Source organism: Thaumasiovibrio subtropicus (assembly GCF_019703835.1).
In the GTDB taxonomy this organism is placed as follows: domain Bacteria; phylum Pseudomonadota; class Gammaproteobacteria; order Enterobacterales; family Vibrionaceae; genus Thaumasiovibrio; species Thaumasiovibrio subtropicus.
The window spans coordinates 353,802-377,935 of sequence record NZ_AP023054.1 but is presented as its reverse complement, the minus strand read 5'-3'; the positions used below and the strand labels follow the sequence as shown (position 1 = coordinate 377,935).

The 24,134-nt window shown below is 47.4% G+C and carries 12 protein-coding genes, 4 tRNA genes and 6 rRNA genes; 2 read left to right on the top strand and 20 right to left on the bottom strand.

The window, feature by feature from the left end; all coding sequences use genetic code 11:
• Positions 1-3 precede the first annotated feature (3 nt).
• From TSUB_RS01850 to TSUB_RS01805, 10 genes are all read right to left on the bottom strand, one after another.
• Positions 4-80 (bottom strand) — tRNA-Asp (locus TSUB_RS01850).
• A gap of 56 nt (positions 81-136) precedes the next feature.
• A 5S ribosomal RNA gene (gene rrf, locus TSUB_RS01845) occupies positions 137-252 on the bottom strand.
• An 89-nt stretch (positions 253-341) separates the two neighbouring features.
• Positions 342-3,225: ribosomal RNA gene (locus tag TSUB_RS01840) — 23S ribosomal RNA — on the bottom strand.
• Positions 3,226-3,509: 284 nt separating this feature from the next.
• A tRNA-Glu gene (locus TSUB_RS01835) sits at positions 3,510-3,584 on the bottom strand.
• Positions 3,585-3,650: 66 nt separating this feature from the next.
• Positions 3,651-5,201, bottom strand: a 16S ribosomal RNA gene (locus TSUB_RS01830).
• The 16S, 23S and 5S rRNA genes sit together here with 2 tRNA genes alongside, the layout of an rRNA operon.
• A gap of 434 nt (positions 5,202-5,635) precedes the next feature.
• Complete coding sequence (locus TSUB_RS01825) at positions 5,636-6,985, bottom strand: hypothetical protein (protein WP_159064988.1); 1,350 nt, start codon at positions 6,983-6,985, stop codon at positions 5,636-5,638.
• A gap of 57 nt (positions 6,986-7,042) precedes the next feature.
• Positions 7,043-7,498: a type IV pilus modification PilV family protein gene (locus TSUB_RS01820; protein ID WP_246616388.1), complete on the bottom strand. Its 456-nt coding sequence runs from the start codon at positions 7,496-7,498 to the stop codon at positions 7,043-7,045.
• Positions 7,488-8,741, bottom strand: coding sequence for a hypothetical protein (locus TSUB_RS01815; protein WP_087024277.1), 1,254 nt, complete (start codon positions 8,739-8,741; stop codon positions 7,488-7,490). The genes TSUB_RS01820 and TSUB_RS01815 overlap by 11 nt, the downstream gene beginning before the upstream one ends.
• Complete coding sequence (locus TSUB_RS01810; RefSeq protein WP_087024279.1) at positions 8,738-9,373, bottom strand: PilW family protein; 636 nt, start codon at positions 9,371-9,373, stop codon at positions 8,738-8,740. The genes TSUB_RS01815 and TSUB_RS01810 overlap by 4 nt, the downstream gene beginning before the upstream one ends.
• The gene (locus tag TSUB_RS01805; protein WP_087024281.1) at positions 9,360-9,941 is read right to left on the bottom strand and encodes a prepilin-type N-terminal cleavage/methylation domain-containing protein; all 582 of its coding nucleotides are present in this window, start codon (positions 9,939-9,941) and stop codon (positions 9,360-9,362) included. The genes TSUB_RS01810 and TSUB_RS01805 overlap by 14 nt, the downstream gene beginning before the upstream one ends.
• Positions 9,942-10,077: 136 nt before the next feature.
• On the opposite strand from TSUB_RS01805, the gene TSUB_RS25170 reads away from it, so the two are divergent.
• Complete coding sequence (locus tag TSUB_RS25170; RefSeq protein WP_281422919.1) at positions 10,078-10,467, top strand: type IV pilin protein; 390 nt, start codon at positions 10,078-10,080, stop codon at positions 10,465-10,467.
• An 80-nt stretch (positions 10,468-10,547) separates the two neighbouring features.
• On the opposite strand, the gene rrf (TSUB_RS01795) is transcribed toward TSUB_RS25170, so the two are convergent.
• From rrf (TSUB_RS01795) to TSUB_RS01765, 7 genes are all read right to left on the bottom strand, one after another.
• Positions 10,548-10,663, bottom strand: a 5S ribosomal RNA gene (rrf, locus tag TSUB_RS01795).
• An 89-nt stretch (positions 10,664-10,752) separates the two neighbouring features.
• Positions 10,753-13,635 (bottom strand): 23S ribosomal RNA (locus tag TSUB_RS01790).
• 283 nt (positions 13,636-13,918) lie between these two features.
• Positions 13,919-13,994: transfer RNA gene (locus TSUB_RS01785), tRNA-Ala, on the bottom strand.
• Between the two features lie 117 nt (positions 13,995-14,111).
• Positions 14,112-14,188, bottom strand: a tRNA-Ile gene (locus TSUB_RS01780).
• Positions 14,189-14,286: 98 nt separating this feature from the next.
• Positions 14,287-15,837 (bottom strand): 16S ribosomal RNA (locus tag TSUB_RS01775).
• 514 nt (positions 15,838-16,351) lie between these two features.
• A complete protein-coding gene (locus TSUB_RS01770; RefSeq protein WP_087018060.1) occupies positions 16,352-17,254 on the bottom strand; it encodes a 1,4-dihydroxy-2-naphthoyl-CoA synthase in 903 nt (300 codons plus the stop codon).
• A gap of 208 nt (positions 17,255-17,462) precedes the next feature.
• The gene (locus tag TSUB_RS01765; RefSeq protein ID WP_087018048.1) at positions 17,463-17,642 is read right to left on the bottom strand and encodes a hypothetical protein; all 180 of its coding nucleotides are present in this window, start codon (positions 17,640-17,642) and stop codon (positions 17,463-17,465) included.
• Positions 17,643-18,081: 439 nt separating this feature from the next.
• Here TSUB_RS01765 and pykF point away from each other — a divergent pair, with 439 nt between their 5' ends.
• Complete coding sequence (pykF, locus tag TSUB_RS01760) at positions 18,082-19,494, top strand: pyruvate kinase PykF (RefSeq protein ID WP_087018050.1); 1,413 nt, start codon at positions 18,082-18,084, stop codon at positions 19,492-19,494.
• Positions 19,495-19,593: 99 nt separating this feature from the next.
• Here the strand turns inward: pykF and ilvN are convergent, their stop codons facing one another.
• From ilvN to TSUB_RS01745, 3 genes are all read right to left on the bottom strand, one after another.
• Positions 19,594-20,094 (bottom strand): acetolactate synthase small subunit, encoded by a 501-nt coding sequence (ilvN, locus tag TSUB_RS01755; RefSeq protein ID WP_087018052.1) that lies wholly within the window; start codon positions 20,092-20,094, stop codon positions 19,594-19,596.
• Between the two features lies 1 nt (position 20,095).
• Positions 20,096-21,814 carry an acetolactate synthase 3 large subunit gene (locus tag TSUB_RS01750; protein ID WP_087018054.1) on the bottom strand — a complete coding sequence of 573 codons (1,719 nt, stop codon included), beginning with the start codon at positions 21,812-21,814 and terminating at the stop codon, positions 20,096-20,098.
• A 388-nt stretch (positions 21,815-22,202) separates the two neighbouring features.
• Positions 22,203-23,990: an AMP-dependent synthetase/ligase gene (locus TSUB_RS01745; RefSeq protein WP_087018056.1), complete on the bottom strand. Its 1,788-nt coding sequence runs from the start codon at positions 23,988-23,990 to the stop codon at positions 22,203-22,205.
• Positions 23,991-24,134 lie beyond the last annotated feature (144 nt).

Below are 24,134 nucleotides of genomic sequence, written 5' to 3'. Positions count from 1 at the left end.
AAGTGGCGGAGCGGACGGGACTCGAACCCGCGACCCCCGGCGTGACAGGCCGGTATTCTAACCAACTGAACTACCGCTCCACACGGTGCTTTGATTGAAGTCTTACACTTTCTGCTTCAAACAAGCGATGTTCAAAGCCTGGCGATGTCCTACTCTCACATGGGGAGACCCCACACTACCATCGGCGCTATTGCGTTTCACTACTGAGTTCGGCATGGAATCAGGTGGGTCCACAATGCTATGGTCGCCAAGCAAAATTTGTTCAAACTAGGAAAGCTGATTCGTCTTGCTCTCAACACACTCAAGCGCGATTAAGTCCGATAAAACACCTTGGGTGTTGTATGGTTAAGCCTCACGGGCAATTAGTACAGGTTAGCTCAACGCCTCACAACGCTTACACACCCTGCCTATCAACGTCATAGTCTACGACAACCCTTTAGGACAGTTAAACTGCCAGGGAGAACTCATCTCAAGGCTCGCTTCCCGCTTAGATGCTTTCAGCGGTTATCGATTCCGAACTTAGCTACCGGGCAATGCGTCTGGCGACACAACCCGAACACCAGAGGTTCGTCCACTCCGGTCCTCTCGTACTAGGAGCAGCCCCTTTCAATTCTCCAACGCCCACGGCAGATAGGGACCGAACTGTCTCACGACGTTCTAAACCCAGCTCGCGTACCACTTTAAATGGCGAACAGCCATACCCTTGGGACCGACTTCAGCCCCAGGATGTGATGAGCCGACATCGAGGTGCCAAACACCGCCGTCGATATGAACTCTTGGGCGGTATCAGCCTGTTATCCCCGGAGTACCTTTTATCCGTTGAGCGATGGCCCTTCCATTCAGAACCACCGGATCACTATGACCTGCTTTCGCACCTGCTCGACTTGTCAGTCTCGCAGTCAAGCGGGCTTATGCCATTGCACTAACCTCACGATGTCCGACCGTGATTAGCCCACCTTCGTGCTCCTCCGTTACGCTTTGGGAGGAGACCGCCCCAGTCAAACTACCCACCAGGCACTGTCCTCACCCCAGATAATGGGGCCAAGTTAGAACATCAAACATACAAGGGTGGTATTTCAAGGATGACTCCACGCTATCTGGCGACAACGCTTCAAAGTCTCCCACCTATCCTACACATGTAGGCTCAATGTTCAGTGCCAAGCTGTAGTAAAGGTTCACGGGGTCTTTCCGTCTAGCCGCGGGTACACAGCATCTTCACTGCGATTTCAATTTCACTGAGTCTCGGGTGGAGACAGCGTGGCCATCATTACGCCATTCGTGCAGGTCGGAACTTACCCGACAAGGAATTTCGCTACCTTAGGACCGTTATAGTTACGGCCGCCGTTTACCGGGGCTTCGATCAAGAGCTTCGACCGAAGTCTAACCCCATCAATTAACCTTCCGGCACCGGGCAGGCGTCACACCGTATACGTCATCTTTCGATTTTGCACAGTGCTGTGTTTTTAATAAACAGTTGCAGCCACCTGGTATCTGCGACTCCCGTTAGCTCCATCCGCGAGGGACTTCACCGACAGGAGCGTACCTTCTCCCGAAGTTACGGTACCATTTTGCCTAGTTCCTTCACCCGAGTTCTCTCAAGCGCCTTGGTATTCTCTACCCGACCACCTGTGTCGGTTTGGGGTACGATTCCTTACAATCTGAAGCTTAGAAGCTTTTCCCGGAAGCATGGCATCAATGACTTCACTGCCGTAGCAGCTCGACGTCGTATCTCAGTCTTAGGTGTCCGGATTTGCCTAAACACCCAACCTACATACTTGAACCTGGACAACCGTCGCCAGGCCCACCTAGCCTTCTCCGTCCCTCCATCGCAATTGTAAGAAGTACGGGAATATTAACCCGTTTCCCATCGACTACGCTCTTCAGCCTCGCCTTAGGGGGTCGACTTACCCTGCCCCGATTAACGTTGGACAGGAACCCTTGGTCTTCCGGCGAGGGGGTTTTTCACCCCCCTTTATCGTTACTCATGTCAGCATTCGCACTTCTGATACCTCCAGCATGCCTTACAGCACACCTTCAACAGCTTACAGAACGCTCCCCTACCCAATACACATAAGTGCATTGCCGCAGCTTCGGTTTACTACTTAGCCCCGTTACATCTTCCGCGCAGGCCGACTCGACCAGTGAGCTATTACGCTTTCTTTAAATGATGGCTGCTTCTAAGCCAACATCCTGGCTGTCTGAGCCTTCCCACATCGTTTCCCACTTAGTAGTAATTTGGGACCTTAGCTGGCGGTCTGGGTTGTTTCCCTCTCCACGACGGACGTTAGCACCCGCCGTGTGTCTCCCGGATAGTACTTACTGGTATTCGGAGTTTGCAAAGGGTTGGTAAGTCGGGATGACCCCCTAGCCTTAACAGTGCTCTACCCCCAGTAGTATTCGTCCGAGGCGCTACCTAAATAGCTTTCGGGGAGAACCAGCTATCTCCAGGTTTGATTGGCCTTTCACCCCCAGCCACAAGTCATCCGCTAATTTTTCAACATTAGTCGGTTCGGTCCTCCAGTAAGTGTTACCTCACCTTCAACCTGCCCATGGCTAGATCACCTGGTTTCGGGTCTACACCCTGCAACTGTACGCCCAGTTAAGACTCGGTTTCCCTACGGCTCCCCTATTCGGTTAACCTTGCTACAGAATGTAAGTCGCTGACCCATTATACAAAAGGTACGCAGTCACCCCGAAGGGCTCCCACTGCTTGTACGTACACGGTTTCAGGTTCTATTTCACTCCCTCACAGGGTTCTTTTCGCCTTTCCCTCACGGTACTGGTTCACTATCGGTCAGTCAGGAGTATTTAGCCTTGGAGGATGGTCCCCCCCTATTCAGACAACGTTTCACGTGCGCCGTCCTACTCGATTTCACTGATAAGGGATTGTCGGTTACGGGGCTATCACCCTGTATCGCGGCACTTTCCAGAGCCTTCACCTAATCCCAAACCAGCTTAAGGGCTACTCCGATTTCGCTCGCCGCTACTTTCGGAATCTCTGTTGATGTCTTTTCCTTCGGGTACTTAGATGTTTCAGTTCCCCGAGTTCGCCTCATAACGCTATGTATTCACGTTATGATGACCGCTTATGCGGCCGGGTTTCCCATTCGGAAATCCATGAGTATAGTGACTCTTACCGTCTTCTCATGGCTTATCGCAGGTTAGCACGTCCTTCATCGCCTCTGACTGCCAAGGCATCCACCGTGTACGCTTAGTCACTTAACCATACAACCCCAAGGCGTCTTTATTTCACTTTACAAAAGTGAAGACACATAGGCGTATGGCAAACAACCAAGGTTTACATGTTTTCGCCGGACTCAATACAAGACACTTGAATGTGTTTGTTGTATTTACTTGCGTAAATACATTTTGAGAACTTGTTCATTTTTCAATCGAACGATTCAATCTATCGATTGAATTTACTAGTCAGCTTTCCAGTTTGTTAAAGAGCATGTGTGTCTTTCAACACCACTATCTTAAGCTTCTGCTTCAGCAAAAGATTGAGATAGTGGCGTCCCATAGGGGAGTCGAACCCTGTTACCGCCGTGAAAGGGCGGTGTCCTAGGCCTCTAGACGAATGGGACACATCGTGTTCTACATTATTACCAAGCAATCTGTGTGGACACTGCATTTAACAGCAGTCTTATCGTTAAGGAGGTGATCCAGCCCCAGGTTCCCCTAGGGCTACCTTGTTACGACTTCACCCCAGTCATGAACCACACCGTGGTAAACGCCCTCCCGAAGGTTAAGCTATCTACTTCTGGTGCAGCCCACTCCCATGGTGTGACGGGCGGTGTGTACAAGGCCCGGGAACGTATTCACCGTAGCATTCTGATCTACGATTACTAGCGATTCCGACTTCATGGAGTCGAGTTGCAGACTCCAATCCGGACTACGACGCACTTTTGGGATTCGCTCACTTTCGCAAGTTGGCCGCCCTCTGTATGCGCCATTGTAGCACGTGTGTAGCCCTACTCGTAAGGGCCATGATGACTTGACGTCGTCCCCACCTTCCTCCGGTTTATCACCGGCAGTCTCCCTGGAGTTCCCACCCGAAGTGCTGGCAAACAAGGATAAGGGTTGCGCTCGTTGCGGGACTTAACCCAACATTTCACAACACGAGCTGACGACAGCCATGCAGCACCTGTCTTACAGTTCCCGAAGGCACACTCGAATCTCTTCAAGCTTCTGTAGATGTCAAGAGTAGGTAAGGTTCTTCGCGTTGCATCGAATTAAACCACATGCTCCACCGCTTGTGCGGGCCCCCGTCAATTCATTTGAGTTTTAATCTTGCGACCGTACTCCCCAGGCGGTCTACTTAACGCGTTAGCTCCGAAAGCCAGTGTTCAAGACACCAACCTCCAAGTAGACATCGTTTACGGCGTGGACTACCAGGGTATCTAATCCTGTTTGCTCCCCACGCTTTCGCATCTGAGCGTCAGTCTTTGTCCAGGGGGCCGCCTTCGCCACCGGTATTCCTTCAGATCTCTACGCATTTCACCGCTACACCTGAAATTCTACCCCCCTCTACAAGACTCTAGCCTGCCAGTTTCAAATGCGGTTCCGAGGTTGAGCCCCGGGCTTTCACATCTGACTTAACAGACCGCCTGCATGCGCTTTACGCCCAGTAATTCCGATTAACGCTCGCACCCTCCGTATTACCGCGGCTGCTGGCACGGAGTTAGCCGGTGCTTCTTCTGCAGCTAACGTCAAATCTAGCAGGTATTAACTACTAAACCTTCCTCACTGCTGAAAGTACTTTACAACCCGAAGGCCTTCTTCATACACGCGGCATGGCTGCATCAGGGTTTCCCCCATTGTGCAATATTCCCCACTGCTGCCTCCCGTAGGAGTCTGGACCGTGTCTCAGTTCCAGTGTGGCTGATCATCCTCTCAAACCAGCTAGGGATCGTCGCCTAGGTGAGCCGTTACCTCACCTACTAGCTAATCCCAACTGGGCCCATCCTAACGCGAGAAGCCCGAAGGTCCTCCTCTTTGCTCCGTAGAGATTATGCGGTATTAGCCATCGTTTCCAATGGTTATCCCCCTCGTTAGGGCAGGTTCCCAGCCATTACTCACCCGTCCGCCGCTCGACGCCCTTAACGTCACCCGAAGGCTCTGTTAAGTCGTTTCCGCTCGACTTGCATGTGTTAGGCCTGCCGCCAGCGTTCAATCTGAGCCATGATCAAACTCTTCAATTAAAGTTTTGTTGGTCTTTCGACCGGCTCAATGAATACTGATATTACTTATTGCTAAGTAATGAATTGACTGTGCTAAGACCGAAGTCTTAATTTGGTCACTAGTATCATTGATAAATCTTTAGACTATCTATTCAACGAGTGCCCACACAGATTGCATGGTCATATTGTTAAAGAACGTGTTGTCTTACTTGGTAACTCAGCGAAGAACGCTGTGTTTTCCGTGACAACGGAGGCGCATTATAGGGAAGATATTTTCCTTGGCAAGTCTTTTCTAGCAAAAGTACATCTTTTATTTTAAAAGGTTAAAATACCAACAAACCACGCGTTCTAGCGTGGTTTGTTGTCTATTGCTAAACCAATATCTAATACTCTAATACTCTAATACTCTAATACTCTAATACTCTAATACTCTAATACTCTAATACTCTAATACTCTAATAGTCTCGCCAAGAGCCTTCTATCCAAGCAATGCTTCCGCCCGTGAAAGGCTTCAATGCATCTCTTAGGTTATCTCTATTGTACAAGGCGTGAAGGGAACCATTAAAAATGGCATATGTACCCGGAGCATCTAAAACATATCCACCCGATGGCTTAAAGGATCCATTGTTGAACAACGACACCTGGTTATAGGGTATGCCTTTCTGTCCGGCAACACCATTGTGAGCTTCAGCAGCTCCAAACAACGCACCTTTCAAGTTAATATCGCTGACACTTTCCCACGCTGATTGTGTAGGTGCAAACCCTAAATCATCATCCACAAAATGATACAGTAGGCCTTTAAAAGAAAGAGCACTATCAACAGCAAAAATTCCATTGTGAATAATTAATGCGACACTTTTTCTCTCCGGTAAGCTATCGATTGCATCCTGGAGGTTTGTCGTATCGCTAATCTCGCAACCACCATAAACCCAAATGACACGATTACCATCGTTAATTGCATTCGAAATCTTTGCTCCGCAGTTAGCTATCAAAGTAGAAGCAACAGGAAGATCTTCAACTTTAGACGGTTTATCTGAAGGTAACCCAGTACCAATCCTAAAAACGTTGTCATCATACATAACATCTAGCCATTGGCTACGCTCAACGTTAAACGTGTCTTTAAATGGCGTCATCAGTGGATCATGCTTAAAGTCATTACCTATGGTTCCATTCGCTACAAGCTCGGCAGCATTCTGAGTTAGACCAAGCGTTATACCCGTCGTTTGATGTGTCGATTTACACGTTTGCGATGACGATGTTGGAAAAGTCGAGTAAGGCGTATTTAATCCAGTGCCAATACCTTGATTAGTAATCGCACCTAATATATCTAATCCCGTTTTGAACCTGACTAATTCACACTTCCACTCGTTCTCAGCCGTACTTTTTGAAGCAGGGTCTGCCAACATGGCAACTGAACCGGATAAATATAAGTTGGATGCTGATTTAATAACACCGGTTGAAGAACTGCTCACACCAGACACGATTAGTTGCCTCGCAACCTGGCGATTACCTGCTTTCGATGTAATCGAGAGCTTAGTGCTTCCAGAAACAATAAGACTATCAAGATCATCTAAATTACAGTCAGCCACAGTCATCGTTGGCTTGGCGTTATCTAAGTTGGCATGCGTAAAGGCGCATTCCAAGCCCCCTTCTGCAGCCCAATGATCTTTTCTCGCCTCTACTTCGTTCTGTGCACGTTTTGTCTGATAAAAAACATTTTTCGCTGAGCCAAGCGAAAATAACAGAGCGCCAACTAAAAGCATCCCTGTTATTAATAAACTCATTGCACCGCGTTGTTTCTTCATGTTGCCCCCCATAACTACCTATGACGAACAACGATAGAATTATTATTGAGTTATTCGTCAGTCAAATTCACTATACCGGGAGACCATGGTTGCCATACTAATTGTGTTAGTATTGGCCCATCGATCAGTCCATTCCACTTCCACTGTAATGGTCTTCGCCGCAGCGGAAACATTTGCGGGGGGAATGAATATAGAATTTGCGATCGTAGTCGTGCGATCAAATGTATATTCCGAACCCGATACAGAAATATTTGATTCTGGGTAAGTATTGGCCGCCATTGAGGCACCATCAAAGTACAACGTATTGGTTGCCGAACTGTTTGAAGAACGAGTGCGATACAGTTCGAGTTGACTCTCTGCTAATGCAAGGGCCTCTAACGAGTTCAAAGCATAATCTGCTTTTTGGTCGACAAAGGTTTGTAGACGAATCAACCCTAAAATGCCGACACTCAGAACAATAAGTGAAATAAGGCTTTCCAATAAGCTAAAGCCTTTCTGTTTATTAGAAATCATTCCACGATCCTTTTACCCAATCGTATGCCCGTTGCCCTTCCTCACCATTCTTTTCGGAGTTATATGACAAGCTATAGCTACCATGAATTACAACCTGCCCTCCCGGCGAATCGAAAACTGCTCCGCCTTCTGGATAAAAAGCCCCGCCATCCATATAAACTGTCGTGCCACTACTCAAAGCCAAATAGTCTTTATACTGAGCATGACTCTTCATAATTTCCCAGGTTGATGCTAAAGAGGATGCATCATTAAAAGGAGGCTTGGTCACATCAACAAGATGGTAGATTGCACCATGGAACTCGCTCACCCCCCAGGAACCAAACAATCCATTTTCGATGACTAAGGTTTTTGGTGTATGATCACCCGTCATGATTCCTGTGCCACCGATATCACAGTGTCCTTGAATCCAAACTTTATTATCAGAAGATTCACTAAATGCTTCTTCAATGATTTCCTTGCAATTACTTGATGGTGTAGATGATCTTACTTCATACCCCGATCTCACATCCGCGATATCTGCTTTTGACGCTTTAAAAAAACTCTCGAAGGGATCTAAATTAGGATCTTTCAAAAAATCATTCTTAAATTCACTTCCAGACGAACCTGGGGGAGTCGATGTAGTGTCAGAAGCAGTAGTTAACGTCGTTTTATAATCACTGTGACAGCTACCTGAAAAATCCTCGTAAGGCCCATCTGTTTTCGGATTCTCAACAGTAAATCTATTGGTCGTCACGCTGGGGTTATAAGAGACTTGCGATTTATACACAACTGCTAGGCATTTATAGTCACCTGCAGGGTGAGGGCCTGATACATCAGGAAAAATGTCAACATCCCCATTAAAAACCAGATCTGCCGCGGTTTGAATAGCCCCCTTCATAACTCGACTGCCTGTCACGATCTTACGTTGATTAGTAGACTCATTTCTAATGCCCGCTACCTTACTATCAACCGTATAGTCATCGAGACCAACAGTTACATTGATACTCAGATCAGATGACAAGCTATTGCAATCGGAGATCAAAGTAGCGTCACTTGGTGGTTTGTTGCTTGAATTTGCTGTGGCAAATACGCACTCTAAACCTCCCTCCGCTCCCCAATGCGCCTTCCTAGCTTCAATTTCATTTTGCGCTCGCTTTACTTGATAAAAAACTGTTTTGGCAGAACCTAATGAAAAAAGTAAGGCACCTATCAGTAACATGCCTGTAATCATCAAGCTCATCATTCCACGTTGACGTGACTTCATCGCCAGTTCCTTAATACAATCGACTTTTCTTTTTCGTAGCTTTCACTGATGGAAGGCATAGTCGCTTTCAAATACACCGTCAGCTTCTGACTGGTCCCATTAGCAGAAGAAATAACTTCTTCAGAGACAGTAAAAGAGTTTACTTCGATAATATCTTTATTTAGCAAAGAGTCGGACCCTCCTGACTGGCTATAACAAAAGTCTTCGAGTGTACTTGCCGATCCTGAAGTCGCTCCGGGCGTTTCATTGAGAAGACAGATTTTCAACCATGCATTGACGCCAGCGCTTCGAGGCTTTAGTGAAAAACCCATTGTTCTCCAAGCTGTACTCGTTTTTGCATAAACAAAATCAACCGCATTACCACTGCGATGTATACCAACTACATTAGAGGCACCTGATAACTTTATCGACTTTTCACGCGTTGAGTAACCAGCCCTTGCCATTTCTTCCGTCACAACACGCAACGCATCATTCACTTCTTGTCTTAAGACAAGTTGTTGAGTACGACCATAAGCAGCCTTATGACCAGATATATATACAGAACCTACAGCCCCAATTGCTATCAAGCTGATTGCGCTAGCGATTGTGAGCTCAACTAATGACATCCCTCGCTGTTTCTTAGCACTCAACATAGCCATACTCCTCTTCTGCTGAGCACTGCCTAATTCGCCCAGAGAGCGATTTTGCTTGAACACTCACCGTCTTTGTTGGCTTGACGTAGCTAGTCACATCCATAGCACTACTAAAAACACCTCGTACCGAGTCTAATTCAGTCTCGAGACGCGACACTTTAATAAACGTGCCTTTATAATTTTCTCCGGTCACTACCGAAATGGCCTCATTATTTGCAGCAGATACAGTGGTAGCAGTGGATGTTTTCGGAAGCAAGGCCAATACCCAAGAACCATCTTTATAAGCGGTATCGACTGCAGCGCTATTACTATGAATAAATTTGATCTTCATTGTCTCATTACGCATGACAGTTTCAGATTTTGCCTGCAAGAAAAAACCATGTACTTCATCTGCCAAGCGAATCGTGGCACTCTTTTGACGCATCTCTGTATATGAGGGAGCAGCAACTGCGGCAAGCACTGCTATAACTGCAACGACAGCGATTAGCTCAATGAGAGTGAAGCCTGCGACGCCAACAATACTTCTTTGACAATATTGCGAGCATTTGAATTTGAGAGTGTGAGGCATTTCCGAAAAACCTACTTCTGACCTGCTAAAGAGGCGAATTACTGAGAATACAAAGATACCATTTGTATTCTTTCTAGTTGTTTTTGAAGCAAAATGGTTCGAGTCAACTCGAGCAAAGTAGTAACAGGTGAAAGTGATGAAACAAAAAGGCGTGACGTTGATCGAATTAATGATAGTGGTAGCAGTTATTGGAGTTCTGTCTGCTATCGTTTACCCTTCCTATAAAGGGCATGTGCAGAAAAGTCATCGCGCTCAAGCTAAGACTAATCTCACAATGATGCAGTTTTGGGCTGAAGAGAAAGTTAGAGCGAAATCATTAACAGACACAACGATTACATCTACAGAATGCCCCTCTTGCAACATTGATACAAATAGATATACCTACAGTATCGTCTCCCATGCAACATTTACTTATGTGATTACAGCATCTATTGCTGCTGGAGGCCCTCAGGTTGGCGATGATTGTGGCAACCTAATCTTGAAAGGAAATGGCGCGACGGATGCTGACGAAAGTAACTGTTGGTAGCTATATTTGAAGGGAAATTCGATACAAGAGATAAACGCAAAAAGGCCATCCTCTCGGATGGCCTTTTCACTTAATTCAAAGCCTGGCGATGTCCTACTCTCACATGGGGAGACCCCACACTACCATCGGCGCTATTGCGTTTCACTACTGAGTTCGGCATGGGATCAGGTGGGTCCACAATGCTATGGTCGCCAAGCAAAATTTTTTCAAACTAAGAAAGCTGATTCGTTTTGTTCTCAACACACTCAAGTGCGATTAAGTCCGATAAAACACCTTGGGTGTTGTATGGTTAAGCCTCACGGGCAATTAGTACAGGTTAGCTCAACGCCTCACAACGCTTACACACCCTGCCTATCAACGTCGTAGTCTACGACAACCCTTTAGGACAGTTAAACTGCCAGGGAGAACTCATCTCAAGGCTCGCTTCCCGCTTAGATGCTTTCAGCGGTTATCGATTCCGAACTTAGCTACCGGGCAATGCGTCTGGCGACACAACCCGAACACCAGAGGTTCGTCCACTCCGGTCCTCTCGTACTAGGAGCAGCCCCTTTCAATTCTCCAACGCCCACGGCAGATAGGGACCGAACTGTCTCACGACGTTCTAAACCCAGCTCGCGTACCACTTTAAATGGCGAACAGCCATACCCTTGGGACCGACTTCAGCCCCAGGATGTGATGAGCCGACATCGAGGTGCCAAACACCGCCGTCGATATGAACTCTTGGGCGGTATCAGCCTGTTATCCCCGGAGTACCTTTTATCCGTTGAGCGATGGCCCTTCCATTCAGAACCACCGGATCACTATGACCTGCTTCGCACCTGCTCGACTTGTCAGTCTCGCAGTCAAGCGGGCTTATGCCATTGCACTAACCTCACGATGTCCGACCGTGATTAGCCCACCTTCGTGCTCCTCCGTTACGCTTTGGGAGGAGACCGCCCCAGTCAAACTACCCACCAGGCACTGTCCTCACCCCAGATAATGGGGCCAAGTTAGAACATCAAACATACAAGGGTGGTATTTCAAGGATGACTCCACGCTATCTGGCGACAGCGCTTCAAAGTCTCCCACCTATCCTACACATGTAGGCTCAATGTTCAGTGCCAAGCTGTAGTAAAGGTTCACGGGGTCTTTCCGTCTAGCCGCGGGTACACAGCATCTTCACTGCGATTTCAATTTCACTGAGTCTCGGGTGGAGACAGCGTGGCCATCATTACGCCATTCGTGCAGGTCGGAACTTACCCGACAAGGAATTTCGCTACCTTAGGACCGTTATAGTTACGGCCGCCGTTTACCGGGGCTTCGATCAAGAGCTTCGACCGAAGTCTAACCCCATCAATTAACCTTCCGGCACCGGGCAGGCGTCACACCGTATACGTCATCTTTCGATTTTGCACAGTGCTGTGTTTTTAATAAACAGTTGCAGCCACCTGGTATCTGCGACTCCCGTTAGCTCAATCCGCAAGGGACTTCACCGACAGGAGCGTACCTTCTCCCGAAGTTACGGTACCATTTTGCCTAGTTCCTTCACCCGAGTTCTCTCAAGCGCCTTGGTATTCTCTACCCGACCACCTGTGTCGGTTTGGGGTACGATTCCTTACAATCTGAAGCTTAGAAGCTTTTCCCGGAAGCATGGCATCAATGACTTCACTGCCGTAGCAGCTCGACGTCGTATCTCAGTCTTAGGTGTCCGGATTTGCCTAAACACCCAACCTACATACTTGAACCTGGACAACCGTCGCCAGGCCCACCTAGCCTTCTCCGTCCCTCCATCGCAATTGTAAGAAGTACGGGAATATTAACCCGTTTCCCATCGACTACGCTCTTCAGCCTCGCCTTAGGGGTCGACTTACCCTGCCCCGATTAACGTTGGACAGGAACCCTTGGTCTTCCGGCGAGGGGGTTTTTCACCCCCTTTATCGTTACTCATGTCAGCATTCGCACTTCTGATACCTCCAGCATGCCTTACAGCACACCTTCAACAGCTTACAGAACGCTCCCCTACCCAATACACATAAGTGCATTGCCGCAGCTTCGGTTTACTACTTAGCCCCGTTACATCTTCCGCGCAGGCCGACTCGACCAGTGAGCTATTACGCTTTCTTTAAATGATGGCTGCTTCTAAGCCAACATCCTGGCTGTCTGAGCCTTCCCACATCGTTTCCCACTTAGTAGTAATTTGGGACCTTAGCTGGCGGTCTGGGTTGTTTCCCTCTCCACGACGGACGTTAGCACCCGCCGTGTGTCTCCCGGATAGTACTTACTGGTATTCGGAGTTTGCAAAGGGTTGGTAAGTCGGGATGACCCCCTAGCCTTAACAGTGCTCTACCCCAGTAGTATTCGTCCGAGGCGCTACCTAAATAGCTTTCGGGGAGAACCAGCTATCTCCAGGTTTGATTGGCCTTTCACCCCCAGCCACAAGTCATCCGCTAATTTTTCAACATTAGTCGGTTCGGTCCTCCAGTAAGTGTTACCTCACCTTCAACCTGCCCATGGCTAGATCACCTGGTTTCTGGGTCTACACCCTGCAACTGTACGCCCAGTTAAGACTCGGTTTCCCTACGGCTCCCCTATTCGGTTAACCTTGCTACAGAATGTAAGTCGCTGACCCATTATACAAAAGGTACGCAGTCACCCCGAAGGGCTCCCACTGCTTGTACGTACACGGTTTCAGGTTCTATTTCACTCCCCTCACAGGGGTTCTTTTCGCCTTTCCCTCACGGTACTGGTTCACTATCGGTCAGTCAGGAGTATTTAGCCTTGGAGGATGGTCCCCCCCTATTCAGACAACGTTTCACGTGCGCCGTCCTACTCGATTTCACTGATAAGGGATTGTCGGTTACGGGGCTATCACCCTGTATCGCGGCACTTTCCAGAGCCTTCACCTAATCCCAAACCAGCTTAAGGGCTACTCCGATTTCGCTCGCCGCTACTTTCGGAATCTCTGTTGATGTCTTTTCCTTCGGGTACTTAGATGTTTCAGTTCCCCGAGTTCGCCTCATAACGCTATGTATTCACGTTATGATGACCGCTTATGCGGCCGGGTTTCCCATTCGGAAATCCATGAGTATAGTGACTCTTACCGTCTTCTCATGGCTTATCGCAGGTTAGCACGTCCTTCATCGCCTCTGACTGCCAAGGCATCCACCGTGTACGCTTAGTCACTTAACCATACAACCCCAAGGCGTCTTTATTTCACTTTAGAAAGTGAAGACACATAGGCGTATGGCAAACAACCAAGGTTTACATGTTTTCGCCGGACTCAATACAAGACACTTGAATGTGTTTGTTGTATTTACTTGCGTAAATACGATTTGAGAACTTGTTCATTTTTCAATCGAACGATTCAATCTATCGATTGAATTTACTAGTCAGCTTTCCAGTTTGTTAAAGAGCATGTGAATCTATCAAAGACCACTTTTTAAATATTCTCTGCGAGAAAACACTTAAAGAGTGGTGGAGCTAAGCAGGATCGAACTGCTGACCTCCTGCGTGCAAAGCAGGCGCTCTCCCAGCTGAGCTATAGCCCCACAATAAGTTTCTTAGTTACCACTTCGCTTAGCCCAGTCAAGTTTGAAGCGAGAAGCGCAGTGTGCGATAGCACATGAGCATCGCAGCTATCAAAGATGACGCCGGATAAGTAGAAGTGGTGGGTCTGAGTGGACTTGAACCACCGACCTCACCCTTATCAGGGGTGCGCTCTAACCACCTGAGCTACAGACCCACTAAGAGTACTCTAGGTTTGGGCACCTAAAGTCTTATTCTTTCACATTACGACCAAGCAATCTGTGTGGACACTGCATTTAACAGCAGTCTTATCGTTAAGGAGGTGATCCAGCCCCAGGTTCCCCTAGGGCTACCTTGTTACGACTTCACCCCAGTCATGAACCACACCGTGGTAAACGCCCTCCCGAAGGTTAAGCTATCTACTTCTGGTGCAGCCCACTCCCATGGTGTGACGGGCGGTGTGTACAAGGCCCGGGAACGTATTCACCGTAGCATTCTGATCTACGATTACTAGCGATTCCGACTTCATGGAGTCGAGTTGCAGACTCCAATCCGGACTACGACGCACTTTTGGGATTCGCTCACTTTCGCAAGTTGGCCGCCCTCTGTATGCGCCATTGTAGCACGTGTGTAGCCCTACTCGTAAGGGCCATGATGACTTGACGTCGTCCCCACCTTCCTCCGGTTTATCACCGGCAGTCTCCCTGGAGTTCCCACCCGAAGTGCTGGCAAACAAGGATAAGGGTTGCGCTCGTTGCGGGACTTAACCCAACATTTCACAACACGAGCTGACGACAGCCATGCAGCACCTGTCTTACAGTTCCCGAAGGCACACTCGAATCTCTTCAAGCTTCTGTAGATGTCAAGAGTAGGTAAGGTTCTTCGCGTTGCATCGAATTAAACCACATGCTCCACCGCTTGTGCGGGCCCCCGTCAATTCATTTGAGTTTTAATCTTGCGACCGTACTCCCCAGGCGGTCTACTTAACGCGTTAGCTCCGAAAGCCAGAATTCAAGATTCCAACCTCCAAGTAGACATCGTTTACGGCGTGGACTACCAGGGTATCTAATCCTGTTTGCTCCCCACGCTTTCGCATCTGAGCGTCAGTCTTTGTCCAGGGGGCCGCCTTCGCCACCGGTATTCCTTCAGATCTCTACGCATTTCACCGCTACACCTGAAATTCTACCCCCCTCTACAAGACTCTAGCCTGCCAGTTTCAAATGCGGTTCCGAGGTTAAGCCCCGGGCTTTCACATCTGACTTAACAGACCGCCTGCATGCGCTTTACGCCCAGTAATTCCGATTAACGCTCGCACCCTCCGTATTACCGCGGCTGCTGGCACGGAGTTAGCCGGTGCTTCTTCTGCAGCTAACGTCAAATCTAGCAGGTATTAACTACTAAACCTTCCTCACTGCTGAAAGTACTTTACAACCCGAAGGCCTTCTTCATACACGCGGCATGGCTGCATCAGGGTTTCCCCCATTGTGCAATATTCCCCACTGCTGCCTCCCGTAGGAGTCTGGACCGTGTCTCAGTTCCAGTGTGGCTGATCATCCTCTCAAACCAGCTAGGGATCGTCGCCTAGGTGAGCCGTTACCTCACCTACTAGCTAATCCCAACTGGGCCCATCCTAACGCGAGAAGCCCGAAGGTCCTCCTCTTTGCTCCGTAGAGATTATGCGGTATTAGCCATCGTTTCCAATGGTTATCCCCCTCGTTAGGGCAGGTTCCCAGCCATTACTCACCCGTCCGCCGCTCGACGCCCTTAACGTCACCCGAAGGCTCAGTTAAGTCGTTTCCGCTCGACTTGCATGTGTTAGGCCTGCCGCCAGCGTTCAATCTGAGCCATGATCAAACTCTTCAATTAAAGTTTTTTTGGTCTTTCGACCGGCTCAATGAATACTGATATTACTTATTGCTAAGTAATGAATTGACTGTGCTAAGACCGAAGTCTTAATTTGGTCACTAGTATCATTGATAAATCTTTAGACTATCTATTCAACGAGTGCCCACACAGATTGCATGGTCATATTGTTAAAGAACGTTGACTGGTAACGCTGTTACCGTGTCAGGGCTGCGTATACTACGCTTTCCTGATTTGATGTCAACAAGTAATTTTAGTTATTTTCAAAACCACTTTTTGACATCCCTCTTTCGAGGCTAACTCGGTGGGCGACATTGCTTTTCAGCGCCGTACTCCGTGTCAGTGAGGCGGCATTATAGAGATCAATTTCTGGCTGACAACCCCTTTTTTCGCTTTTTTTTCAAAATACATTTCGTTTGTTGCTTTTACCGCCACATTGCGTAGACATGCTGCAATATGGCCCACTTAAAATATTAAAAGCTCGCCGCAGCGAGCTCTATCAGCCGTTAAACGTGACTTAGTAGTGCCATGGGAACTTAGAAAAATCTTTCGCCCTTCTCTCTAGAAAAGCATCTCTCCCCTCTTGGGCTTCTTCTGTTCCATAAGCAAGACGCGTTGCTTCACCCGCAAAAAGCTGTTGCCCTACCAAGCCGTCATCAGGCAAGTTAAAGCCGTATTTAAGCATGCGCATCGCTGTCGGTGATTTGCTATTGATCGCTTCAGCCCATTTCAATGCTTCTTCTTCAAGCTGATAATGATCCACCACCTTGTTCACCATGCCCATTTCAAATGCATCTTGCGCACTGTAATCAAAGCCACAAAAGAAAATCTCTCTCGCTCGCTTTTGCCCAATCATCTTTGCCAAGTATGCACTGCCATACCCAGAGTCAAACGAGGCAACATCTGGATCTGTTTGTTTAAAGACAGCATGCTCTCTTGATGCAAGAGTGAGATCACACACCACATGAAGGCTGTGACCACCACCCGCTGCCCATCCGGGTACAACTGCAATCACTACTTTCGGCATAAAACGAATTAGACGTTGGACTTCCAGTATATGCAAACGACCCATACGAGCGACATCGGCAGTATTTGCTTCCTCACCTTCATATTTATAACCATCTTTACCGCGAATTCGTTGATCTCCGCCAGACGAGAACGACCACTGTCCTTTCTTTGAAGGGCCATTGCCGGTAATCAACACGCACCCTACATCTGACCATTGTCTCGCATGATCAAGTGCCGTATACAACTCATCAACGGTTTTAGGGCGAAAGGCGTTAAGGCAATCTGGACGATCAAAAGCAATACGCACAGTACCCTGTGTTTTACTGCGGTGGTAAGTAATGTCTTCAAACTCAAACCCTGGGACTTCGTCCCACAATTTTGGATCGAATATCGGCGTCATCTGCTCTGTCATCATCATCTCTCGCCTAGCTAAATGGAGTTGTAAGGCTAGGGAGATATCAGGCTGGCGTCAATGACATAACGCAATTGACTTTTTAGTTGAGTGTGTTGTGTATAGTGGGAGGTCATAGTGAGTCGCTTTTACCAGCCTCTTAACAGGAAGACGATATGTAGAGACTCACAAGATCATAGGACAAGAAAACAGAGATAAGAACGGAAGGCTATTCCGCTTTCGAAGCGGTTACAAACTCACGAATAAAGCGGCGAATCTCACGCGCTGCAGTGGTATCGAGGTGATTGCAGAGTTCAACGAATTCATCTCGTTCTTCGCCATTTATACGAATAATAAGCTGGCTATCTTTTTTTACTGCTTTTTTCTTTTTCTTTTTTTCTTCAGACATGCCGTTTCCTGTTGTTAGTCACGCCAAATACTGCCATCCATTTGGATTTTGCCATCAGATTGTAACACACATATAGGCAATATTTGGCAATAAGAAATACTTAACTGCAACTGAAAAAGCCGTATTAATAGAGTGGTAATTGATTTTTGTCAGGTGATTATGTGACAGAGGTCTGCTATACTGCGTCACGTTTTTGTTGACTGAATTTGACACTAAAGACTAATAAGCCTCTCAGATATGTTAAATAGTTCGTTTTTTCTACAATCATACTCTCCTGTGTAGCGACACATTTGTGGTTTTATGTAAGCCACTGTGGGCTTACATAAAACTATAAATGTCGGGAAGCTCACTTTGACTCGCAGGATTGCCACATCATCTTACCCGGTTGAGGCGTCAGCTTATCAAAGCGCTCCCATTATTCATCCGGAGACAACCCCTAATGAAAAAAACCAAAATCGTATGTACGATTGGTCCTAAAACCGAATCAGTTGAAATGCTAACTAAGCTAGCAGAATCAGGCATGAACGTTATGCGCCTGAACTTCTCGCACGGCGACTTTGCAGAGCATGGCCAACGCATCGCAAACCTACGCGAAGTGATGGCAAACACTGGTAAAAACTTGGCGGTTCTACTGGATACTAAAGGTCCTGAGATTCGTACCATCAAACTAGAGAATGGCGATGATGTCGCTCTTGTTGCTGGCCAAGAATTCACGTTCACTACTGACACTTCTGTAATCGGCAACAAAGATAAAGTTGCTGTTACTTACCCAGGTTTCGCTGCTGACCTAACTGTTGGCAACACTATCCTTGTCGACGATGGTCTGATCGAGATGGAAGTGATTGCAACAACTGAAACCGACGTTAAGTGTAAAGTACTCAATAACGGTGACCTAGGTGAGAACAAAGGTGTTAACCTACCTGGCGTTTCTGTTCAACTTCCTGCGCTTTCTGAAAAAGATAAAGCTGACCTCGTGTTCGGTTGTGAGCAAGGCGTAGATTTCGTTGCAGCATCTTTCATCCGTAAAGCTTCTGACGTTAAAGAGATCCGTGATCTTCTAAACGCTAACGGCGGCGAAGCAATCAAGATCATCTCTAAGATTGAAAACCAAGAAGGTGTAGATAACTTCGACGAGATCCTAGAGCTATCTGACGGTATCATGGTTGCTCGTGGTGACCTAGGTGTTGAAATCCCAGTTGAAGAAGTCATCTTTGCTCAGAAGATGATGATCGAGAAGTGTAACCGTGCACGTAAGACGGTTATCACTGCAACTCAGATGCTTGACTCTATGATCAAGAACCCACGCCCTACTCGTGCAGAAGCGGGTGACGTTGCCAACGCAATCATGGACGGTACAGATGCAGTAATGCTTTCTGGTGAGTCAGCGAAAGGTAAATACCCAGTAGAAGCAGTAACGATCATGGCGCAAATCTGTGAGCGTACTGACGCTGCAATGAAAGCAGAACTAGGCGCTCGCCTTGACAGCTCTCGTCTACGTATTACTGAAGCGGTATGTAAAGGCGCAGTAGACACTTCTGAGAAGCTAAATGCACCACTTATCGTTGTTGCGACTCAAGCAGGCAAAACTGCACGCTCTGTTCGTAAGTACTTCCCAACAGCTAACATCCTTGTTGTAACGACTAACAAGAAAACTGCTGCACAAACAGCACTGGTTAAAGGTGCTACTGCTGTTGTTGTTGACGAAATCGAAAACACTGACGCGTTCTACACTCGCGGTAAAGAGCTTGCGCTAGAAACTGGCCTAGGTGCTAAAGGTGATATCGTCGTAATGGTATCTGGTGCGCTTGTCCCTTCAGGCACTACCAACACTTCATCTGTACACGTACTTTAATTCTGATAGGGGCTTCAATGCCCCTTCATACGTGTTATCAATAGATTTAACGACAAAGCCCAGCAAATGCTGGGCTTTTCTTTTATGCTGTTGTTTACACTAGGCTTTTAGTGCACGCTCACCTCGAGCAATGCCCACAACGCCACTGCGAGCGACTTCAATGATATCAGTCACTTCCGCTAGAGCTTCTAGAAACGCGTCTAATTTTTCCGTTGTACCTGCGAGTTGCACTGTATATTGTGACGCAGTGACATCCACAATCTGACCTCTGAAAATATCTGCAGTCCGTTTCACTTCGGCGCGAGCAAAACCGCTGGCCTTTGCTTTAACCAACATCAACTCACGTTCAATATGTGCCGCTTCAGTAACATTACTGACTTTTAAAATATCGACGAGTTTATGCAGCTGTTTCTCTATCTGCTCTCCGGCTGCGTCATCAACCACAGTCGTTGTGATATTCAGCCTCGATAGCGTAGGGTCATCCGTGGGAGCGACAGTCAATGACTCAATGTTATATCCACGTTGAGAAAACAGACCCACTACACGAGACAAAGCACCCGGTTCGTTCTCTAGTAGAACTGAAACAATACTCCTTTGCATATTAAGTTCTCTCCGTTTTACTCAACCACATTTCATTCATTGCACCGCCTCGCACCAGCATTGGGTAGACGTGCTCTGTCTCATCGACACTGATATCGACAAACACTAAGCGATCTTTCAACGCTAACGCTGCTGCTAACTGCTCTTCTAACTTATTAGGATCATCGATACGAACACCAACATGCCCATACGCCTCCGCGATAGCAGCAAAGTCAGGTACAGAGTCCATGTAGGAATGTGAATGGCGTCCTTGATAAATCATATCTTGCCATTGCTTCACCATGCCGAGGAAGCGATTATTCAGATTGATGATCTTCACTGGAATGTCGTACTGCAGCGCAGTCGACAGCTCTTGAATATTCATCTGAATACTGCCGTCTCCTGTCACACACACAACTTCAGCATCAGGCAGAGCAAACTTCACGCCCATCGCTGCTGGCAACCCAAAGCCCATCGTGCCAAGTCCACCCGAGTTTATCCAGCGGCGAGGCTTGTTAAATGGGTAATAAAGGGCAGCAAACATTTGGTGCTGACCAACATCAGAAGTGACGTAGGCATCACCATTCGTTAGTTTATGCAACACTTCAATGGCTTGTTGCGGTTTAATGCGCTCATTATCTGTCGCATATTTCAAGCACTCTTTTGCACGCCAAGTCGCGATTTCATCCCACCACTTACCAATGGCTTCGGCATCATTAATCTGCTCTTTCTCTTCGAGCATCTTCAGCATGGTCGACAACACCACTTCTGCGCTACCCACAATCGGGATATCCGCATTCACCGTTTTAGAGATCGAAGACGGATCAATATCGATGTGCAAAATCGTCGCATCAGGACAATACTTGGCGAGGTTATTCGTCGTGCGGTCATCAAAACGCACCCCAATACCAAAAATCAAATCTGCATGGTGCATCGCCATGTTCGCTTCATAGGTACCATGCATACCTAACATACCCAAGGCATTTTTGTGCGTCCCTGGAAACGCCCCAAGTCCCATCAAAGTGCTGACCACAGGTACATTTAGTCGCTCTGCGATAGCCATGAGTTCTTCTTCACACTCTGACATAACCGCGCCACCACCAACATACAGTACAGGGCGCTTCGCTTCTAACAACGCCTTTAAACCGCGCTTAACTTGACCTTTATGCCCTTGTACCGTCGGATTATAAGAGCGCATCGCGATATCCGCAGGATACTCATACTCATATTTCTCAGCAGGATTGAGCATGTCTTTTGGAATGTCGACAACCACAGGTCCAGGTCGCCCCGTAGACGCAAGGTAAAATGCTTTTTTGATGATAGTTGGGATATCACGTGGATCTTTGACGAGGAAACTATGCTTTACGACTGGGCGGGAGATCCCCACCATGTCACACTCTTGGAAGGCATCATTACCAATTAAGTTCGACATTACCTGACCAGATAGGACCACCATAGGAATAGAATCCATATAAGCAGTCGCGATACCTGTAATCGCATTTGTCGCGCCGGGTCCCGACGTTACCAGTACGACACCGACTTCGCCTGTTGCACGTGCATAGCCATCTGCCATATGCACTGCCGCTTGTTCATGTCGAACAAGAACGTGTTCTATATCGCTTTTTTCATGCAGAGCATCGTAAATATCAAGAACTGAGCCACCAGGGTAGCCAAAGATGTGCTTAACGCCTTGATCGATCATTGACCGAACGATCATATCGGCGCCGGATAACATGTCCATATTGCCTCCAGGTTGTACATAGTTAGGGCTTATTCGTAGCCTAATAATTAGAAAGGTCTGGCTTTCACTCTATGTGACTACACGAGTCATAACTCGCGTAGCGACCTGAAACAAATGTAACGCGTCTTTATGAAATGTGTCTATGCCGTTAACGAAATCAAGTTTTTAATCCAACATTGACTAAATTAGTAATCATTACGACTAAACACCTTCAATCAAGCAGTAGATAGCATCTGTAATTTTCAGTTAAGCAGGAGATCACGACATGAAACCTGCAGGCTCACGACTGACTTCTTCATAAAAAAACGCCCGTTGATGCATAAATGCAACACAACGGGCGTTTTTTTGCAAAATGGTGAAGCGTGATTAAGCTATACGCTATCGGCAGTTATGCTTCTGCATACATGCTCTCGATTTGGTTTTGATAACGCTCGTTAATCACTTTTCGACGCAGCTTCATGGTTGGCGTTAACTCACCTTCATCCATCGAGAACGGGTTCGGCAGCAATGTAAATTTTTTCACCTGCTCAAAACGAGCAAGATCTTTTTGAAGTTCATTCACACGTGCTTCAATCATTTCCACTATCTGGTTATGCTTGAGCAGTTCAAGACGATCTTGGTATTTGATGTTCAACTCACGAGCGTACTCTTCTAGATTGTCCATACAAGGGACAATCAACGCAGAGACAAACTTACGCGTATCCGCTATCACTGCTACTTGCTCAATGAAATGATCTTTACCAATGGCCCCTTCAATAACTTGAGGAGCGATGTACTTGCCCCCAGACGTTTTCATCAACTCTTTGATGCGGTCTGTGATGAAGAGGTTGCCATTCTCATCCAGCTTGCCACAGTCGCCCGTTTTTAAGAAACCATCTTCAGTAAAGTTCTTCGCTGTCTCTTCCGGCATATTATAGTAGCCACGCATGACCATCGGCCCTTTCACCAAGATCTCATCTTGCTCACCGATGCGGACTTCTGCTCCTGGCATTGTCATCCCGATAGAATCAGGGTCAAAGCAGCTATCATCCCAACAAGAAACGGTTGCCGTCGTTTCTGTCATACCGTAGCCAAGCTTCACATTGATACCAAGCGCATGGAAAAAACGGCCAATGGTTGGATCTAACTTCGCTCCACCGCAAGGCATCATCTTGATTTCACCGCCTAATGCAGCACGAATCTTCGACAGAACGAGCTTATCTGCTAGCTTGTGACTTTTTGCCAATATCCATGAAGGGGTTTCGCCATTGCGATGACACTCAGCCATCTTCGCGCCCATATTAACCGCCCATGTAAAAAGCGCTTTGCGTATGAATGGGGCTTTCGAGACTTTTTCATGAATAGCCGCAAAGATTTTTTCGTAGAAGCGTGGCACGGCACACATGACATGTGGCTTAACTTCGACCAAGGCTTCTTTAATCTGATTCACATCACTGAGGTAACAGTTCACACCACCACGGTGTAATACATAAAAGGTCCATGCACGTTCAAACACGTGAGAAAGCGGTAAGAAAGATAACGAACGTTCTCCGGCGTTAAACGCAAGCTTTTCATCATGTGTTTCGATTTGAGAGGCAATGTTGGCGTAATCCAACATCACCCCTTTAGGTACACCCGTCGTGCCTGAGGTGTAAATCAAGGTCAACAAGTCTTCCATCTGCTTACTGTTTAATCGCGCCTCTACTTGCGCTGCTGAATCGCTCGTGCCTTTTGCTAGGAAAGCATCAAAGCTAAACACTTTGTCGCTCTCAGGCAACGTCAGCGCGTCTGACATCGATACAACAGCCACAACACTCGGGCAATCTGCAAGCAGAGCCATTGCCGCATCCAACTGCGCTTGTGCGCCGACAAAAATCAGTTTTGCACCAGCATCATTTAACACGTGCTTAGCTTGCACAGGCGTATTAGTTGGGTAGATGGGTACCGTCACCGCTCGGTTATAGAGCGTCGCCACATCAACTTGCGTCCAGCGCGGCATGTTATCAGCGTAGATCGCCACCTTGTCTTGCACATCCACACCAAACGCAGCCATTGCTGACGCGATAGCATCCAGTTGCTCCCCTAATTCACGCCAAGTGATGTCCTGCCACTGACCTTCAACCTTATGACGCATCGCGACGTTGTCGCTTAGCGTAGCAATCTGACTTTGGATACGATTAACAATATGGTACTTCATCTTTACCGTCACACAGTTAAGTTTGGCTTACAGGTGTAAGCTTATTGATGAGGCAAATGGTACTACCCGGGGATAAAAAGGCAATAAAAAGCACCAAACTGACCGGGAATTGTTGCGGAGGTCTCACTAACCTTCCCCCGCCAA

What these genes read in the sequence shown, in the direction of transcription:
- TSUB_RS25170 (WP_281422919.1), top strand. Translation starts at nt 10,078, where the DNA reads ATGAAACAAAAAGGCGTGACGTTGATCGAATTAATGATAGTGGTAGCA.
- ilvN (WP_087018052.1), bottom strand. Translation starts at nt 20,094, where the DNA reads ATGCAAAGGAGTATTGTTTCAGTTCTACTAGAGAACGAACCGGGTGCT.
- TSUB_RS01815 (WP_087024277.1), bottom strand. Translation starts at nt 8,741, where the DNA reads ATGAAGTCACGTCAACGTGGAATGATGAGCTTGATGATTACAGGCATG.
- pykF (WP_087018050.1), top strand. Translation starts at nt 18,082, where the DNA reads ATGAAAAAAACCAAAATCGTATGTACGATTGGTCCTAAAACCGAATCA.
- TSUB_RS01820 (WP_246616388.1), bottom strand. Translation starts at nt 7,498, where the DNA reads ATGATTTCTAATAAACAGAAAGGCTTTAGCTTATTGGAAAGCCTTATT.
- TSUB_RS01810 (WP_087024279.1), bottom strand. Translation starts at nt 9,373, where the DNA reads ATGTTGAGTGCTAAGAAACAGCGAGGGATGTCATTAGTTGAGCTCACA.
- TSUB_RS01770 (WP_087018060.1), bottom strand. Translation starts at nt 17,254, where the DNA reads ATGACAGAGCAGATGACGCCGATATTCGATCCAAAATTGTGGGACGAA.
- TSUB_RS01805 (WP_087024281.1), bottom strand. Translation starts at nt 9,941, where the DNA reads ATGCCTCACACTCTCAAATTCAAATGCTCGCAATATTGTCAAAGAAGT.
- TSUB_RS01750 (WP_087018054.1), bottom strand. Translation starts at nt 21,814, where the DNA reads ATGGACATGTTATCCGGCGCCGATATGATCGTTCGGTCAATGATCGAT.
- TSUB_RS01825 (WP_159064988.1), bottom strand. Translation starts at nt 6,985, where the DNA reads ATGAAGAAACAACGCGGTGCAATGAGTTTATTAATAACAGGGATGCTT.
- TSUB_RS01745 (WP_087018056.1), bottom strand. Translation starts at nt 23,990, where the DNA reads ATGAAGTACCATATTGTTAATCGTATCCAAAGTCAGATTGCTACGCTA.
- TSUB_RS01765 (WP_087018048.1), bottom strand. Translation starts at nt 17,642, where the DNA reads ATGTCTGAAGAAAAAAAGAAAAAGAAAAAAGCAGTAAAAAAAGATAGC.